Source organism: Streptomyces sp. NPDC005728 (assembly GCF_040630895.1).
Lineage (GTDB): Bacteria > Actinomycetota > Actinomycetes > Streptomycetales > Streptomycetaceae > Streptomyces.
The window spans coordinates 1-3914 of the sequence record NZ_JBEXYL010000236.1 but is presented as its reverse complement, the minus strand read 5'-3'; the positions used below and the strand labels follow the sequence as shown (position 1 = coordinate 3914).

The 3914-nt window shown below is 67.4% G+C and carries 4 protein-coding genes and 1 pseudogene; 4 read left to right on the top strand and 1 reads right to left on the bottom strand.

The features are described 5' to 3' along the window. Together ABZ471_RS47955 and ABZ471_RS47950 are read left to right on the top strand one after the other, a co-directional pair. The coding region (locus tag ABZ471_RS47955) for a hypothetical protein (protein ID WP_359075457.1) at positions 1–363 on the top strand (363 nt) is incomplete at its 5' end. A gap of 148 nt (positions 364–511) precedes the next feature. Continuing rightward, positions 512–691 (top strand): annotated as a pseudogene (locus tag ABZ471_RS47950) (hypothetical protein); the annotation flags it as partial. Between the two features lie 54 nt (positions 692–745). On the opposite strand, the gene ABZ471_RS47945 reads toward ABZ471_RS47950, so the two are convergent. After that, complete coding sequence (locus ABZ471_RS47945; protein WP_359075456.1) at positions 746–1675, bottom strand: ADP-ribosylglycohydrolase family protein; 930 nt, start codon at positions 1673–1675, stop codon at positions 746–748. 850 nt (positions 1676–2525) lie between these two features. On the opposite strand from ABZ471_RS47945, the gene ABZ471_RS47940 reads away from it, so the two are divergent. Together ABZ471_RS47940 and ABZ471_RS47935 are read left to right on the top strand one after the other, a co-directional pair. Beyond that, positions 2526–3446: a hypothetical protein gene (locus tag ABZ471_RS47940; RefSeq protein ID WP_359075455.1), complete on the top strand. Its 921-nt coding sequence runs from the start codon at positions 2526–2528 to the stop codon at positions 3444–3446. 16 nt (positions 3447–3462) lie between these two features. Further along, positions 3463–3914: hypothetical protein (locus ABZ471_RS47935; RefSeq protein WP_359075454.1), on the top strand; the 452-nt coding region annotated here is incomplete at its 3' end.

Here is a 3914-nt window from a genome sequence, read left to right as displayed (position 1 = left end):
GTCTCGTGCATCGCCGACGGTCCCGACTCCTGGTTCGCGGAAGCGGTGCTGTCCGTCGGCGGACGCATCGAGGTCGTCATCCCGGCTGCCAAGTATCGCGAGGGCCTGCCCGACTGGCATCACCCCGTCTACGACCGCCTCGTGAGCCACGGGGCCGACGTTCACGAGACCAGGCTGATCGAGTCCACGTCGGAGGCGCACCAGGCGGGGTCTGGAATCCTCGTGGGCCTGGTGGATGAGCTTCTAGCTGTGTGGGATGGGAAACCGGCGTGGGCGTACGGCGGGACGGCGGACGTCGTGGACTATGCCCACCGGACCGGCGTCCCTGTGCGTGTGCTGTGGCCGGAGGGCGTCACTCGCTGACCAGCACGACCACGGCAGCCCGGCTCCTACCCGGGAGCGGGCCGCCGTCGCGTTTGGCATGGCTACAGGCCCCGTATGTGGCCACCTCGCCTTGTGCTTGAACGGCGGCAGTGGGCTGTTCATGCCGGGACACCCTTGATGCGCTCGTCTGCGGGAGTTGCAAGGGCAGGAGCGACTTGATGTGTTTTGTGGCTTCTTGCGTGAGATCGGGCGGCGATTGGGCAAGCCGGTGCTGATGGATCCGGAGGGTGCCTATGGCCATCCGGTGCTCGGCTTCGATGTCGAAGCTGATCGAGTTGTCCTCCCTGCGGAGCCGCTGGTCAGGTGACTACGGCTGAGGGCTGGAGTTCGTAGAAGGTGCCGTCGCGAAGCAGGACCCGGTTCAGCCTCCGAGGCGGTGTGCAAGGTGGAGCAGATCTGCCAGGTGCAGCACCCGTCCGTCGAATCCTGGGAGGGGGACATGGAGCGGCTGGGTCCAGCGGGCGGGGATTGCATCCAGCCCGTAGTACGCCCCCGCGAGACCTCCGGTCACCGCGGCGACGGTGTCCGTGTCACCGCCGAGGTCGATCGCCGCGCGTATCGCGTCTTCGAAGCTGGCGGTGGTGCGTAGGGCCCAGACGGCGGAGCCCAGGCAGGGCCAGACGGCACCGTTGAACTCTGTCGCCTGATCGGGGTGCCAGTCAGGCGCGAGGACGGTGGCGTAACGGCCGCGGTGGTCGGGGTGGACATGAGCCAGGATGTCCGGGAGCGCGGCGAGGGGGTCGGTGTCCTCAAACATGACGCGCATGAGTTCGTGGAAGATTGCGGTGCCTTCCCAGGCCGCGCGGTCACCGTGGGTCAGGGCAGCGATCCGGCGGGCCGCGTCCATGGTGGCTTCCTGGCCGGCGGCAGCGAAGTGGACCGCGGAGGTCGATGCCCGCATCAAGGAGCCGTTTCCCGCTGCTCGCTGGTTGGCCTGGAAATGGATCGCGGCGGCGAGATCCCAGGGCATGCCGTTGGTCAGGACGTCTTCGGTCTGCAAGCCGATGTCCTTCGGTTCTGACGCTGCCCACCGCTGGAAGCGGGCGAAGATGTCCGGCAATTCCAGTCCGCCCCGCTCCAGCAGCGACTCCGCGACCAGGATGGCCATCTGCGTGTCGTCGGTCGCCTCGCCGGGGTCCCAGCCACCGCCTCCGCACATCTCGTCACCGGCACCAGGCGCGGGAAACCGCGCGGAGAACGCTCCCTGGGGACCGAACTCGAAGGGGCCACCCAGCGCGTCACCCACCGCTGAGCCGACGATCACGCCGGCGGCCCGCTGAATCCGCTTCATTGGCGCAGGTTATCTGTGCCGCGCAGACGGCTGCGGCCCTATTACTCTTTCGGCTCCCGAACCATCGGTGGCGAACGCATCGCGTCTCAGCGCTGCCTGAGACATCCGGAGTCTGAGGCACCGGTACAGGTCACATGACGCCATCCAGCGCCGTCGCATCCGGCAGCTGCCCGCTCCCGGACACCATCTCCGGGAATGCCGGTGCCAGGTTGGTTCCCCGTCGTGAGTACAGCGCGACTCGTCCCGCATCCATGGAGAACTGAGCCCGGAACCCGTCCCACTCGGGTTATGCGCTGTTGATCTGTCCGTTTGCCACCTCCGGCCGAGAGGCTCAGAAGTCGGCACGGTCGGCAATTAGGAGGAAGCGGTGAATTTCCCTGCTCTAGGCGACGACACTTGGTTCACCAGCCGTAGCCGATAGCCGAGGTTCTCCAGGGCGAGGCTGCGCGGGGGCGGTGCTGGATACGGCTCGGGGGGCGCTGTGCGATGGTCGAAGGTGCGTTCGTTGTTGGTCGCCGGTGGTCTAGGCGCGGGGTCCGGGGCGGGGGCGGCATTGGCGAATTTCGTGTCGCCGCCGGTGGCCGCAGGACTTGGCGGAGGTGCGAGTCTGCTCGCGTTGTACGGAGCGGCGCGGTGGGAGGGACGGCAGGAGCTGGCGCATGCGGATGCGGCATGGGAGAGTGCGGTGCTGGCCGGTCCGGCAGCGGTGACTGGGCCCCGCCCTGCTGCTCATGCAGGCAGTGTCTTTCGCGGTCTGAATCCGGATGAGCGAGTCGTTCCCTTCTCTCCGCTGCGTCGGCCTCAGCTGCTGAGCCTGGTGGACTGGTGTCGCGGACCCAGTGAGAAGCGGTTGTGGCAGGTCTCGGGCGGCGCGGGTAGCGGTAAGACCCGGCTGCTGATCAAGGCAGTGGAACAGCTGACCGAAGAGCACTTCGAGTGCGGTTGGGTGAGGCATGGCCGGGCCCTCGCTGCTGCCGAGGCTGCGGTGGCCCGCCCCGGCCGTGTGGTGCTGGTCGTTGATGACGTAGATGCCTCACCACGGCAGCAAGATGATCTTGCCGGCATGTTGGTTAGGCTGGCGCAGGTCCCCGCGGGACGGGTCAAAGTCGTCTTGTGCGGAAGGGAGTTCGCCTCCTGGTGGTCAAGGATCCGCGAAGCCATGGATCCCACCGACCAAGCACTCCTCACCCCGGCCGGCCGCACTGTCCTCACCTCCTCCCTCGCCGGCGCTGCGGATCAGAACGGGCAATTCCAGGGTGCGGTCAGGCACTATGCCCGCTACTTTGAGCGGCCCGTACCCGTCGCCTCACTGAGCAGCACTACTACTGCGATCTCGATCGCGGAACTCCATGCAGCAGCCGCCATCACCGCCTACAACGGCCTGACGGGACCGGTCGACCTCACCACCGCACTACGCCAGCTGTTCATGACAGAAGAAGCATGGTGGCTCACCAACGCCGCAGAGCAGCAACCAGCCATCACCCTGAGCTTGCCGGTCCTGCAACGCGCGATCACCGCCGCCACGCTCGTCGGCGCCGACAACATGGACCAAGCGGCCCGGCGCCTGGCTCACCTGCCCGGTCTACTGAACAGCAGCACCGAACACCTCACTGAGCTCGCCCTATGGCTCCACCAGCTCTACGCCCAGCGCAGAGGCCAATGGCTCGATCCACACCTGCCGGCCTACCTGGCCGATCGCTACGCAGCTCTGTGCGTGACCGCTCACCCTGGCCTGCCCGCTGCCCTCGCCGCTGCCGCTCTCACCACCTGAGAGGAAGGTCCCCGCCATGACCACAGCATCTCCTCCCGCCACCGATGCCTCTACACAGCTGGTCAGGCGCCTCATCCGTGCCACCCACCACACCCCAGAGGCGGCCGCCGGGCTGATCGCCGTCATCAACACCGACCCCAAAACGTACCTACCGCTCGCCCTCACCATGGCTCGCTACGGAGCCGGCCCGGTCGACACCGCCCTAGCCACGGCGATCACGAACACGGATCTCACATACATGGAGTCAGCCACGCTGGAGGAGATGATCCCGCTACGGAGCGGAATCCTCCCGCACGCTGCATTGGCCGCTGCGGAGCAACGTCGCCGGCAAGCTGCCAGCGACACCGAGATCGCCATCGCGCAGCGCAAACTCGGGGGCCGGTTGGGTGAGGTGGGGCGGCGTCGGGAGGCGGTTGCGGCCGCAGAGGAGGCAGTGGCCCTGTTCCGGCAGTTGGTGGCGGCCGATCC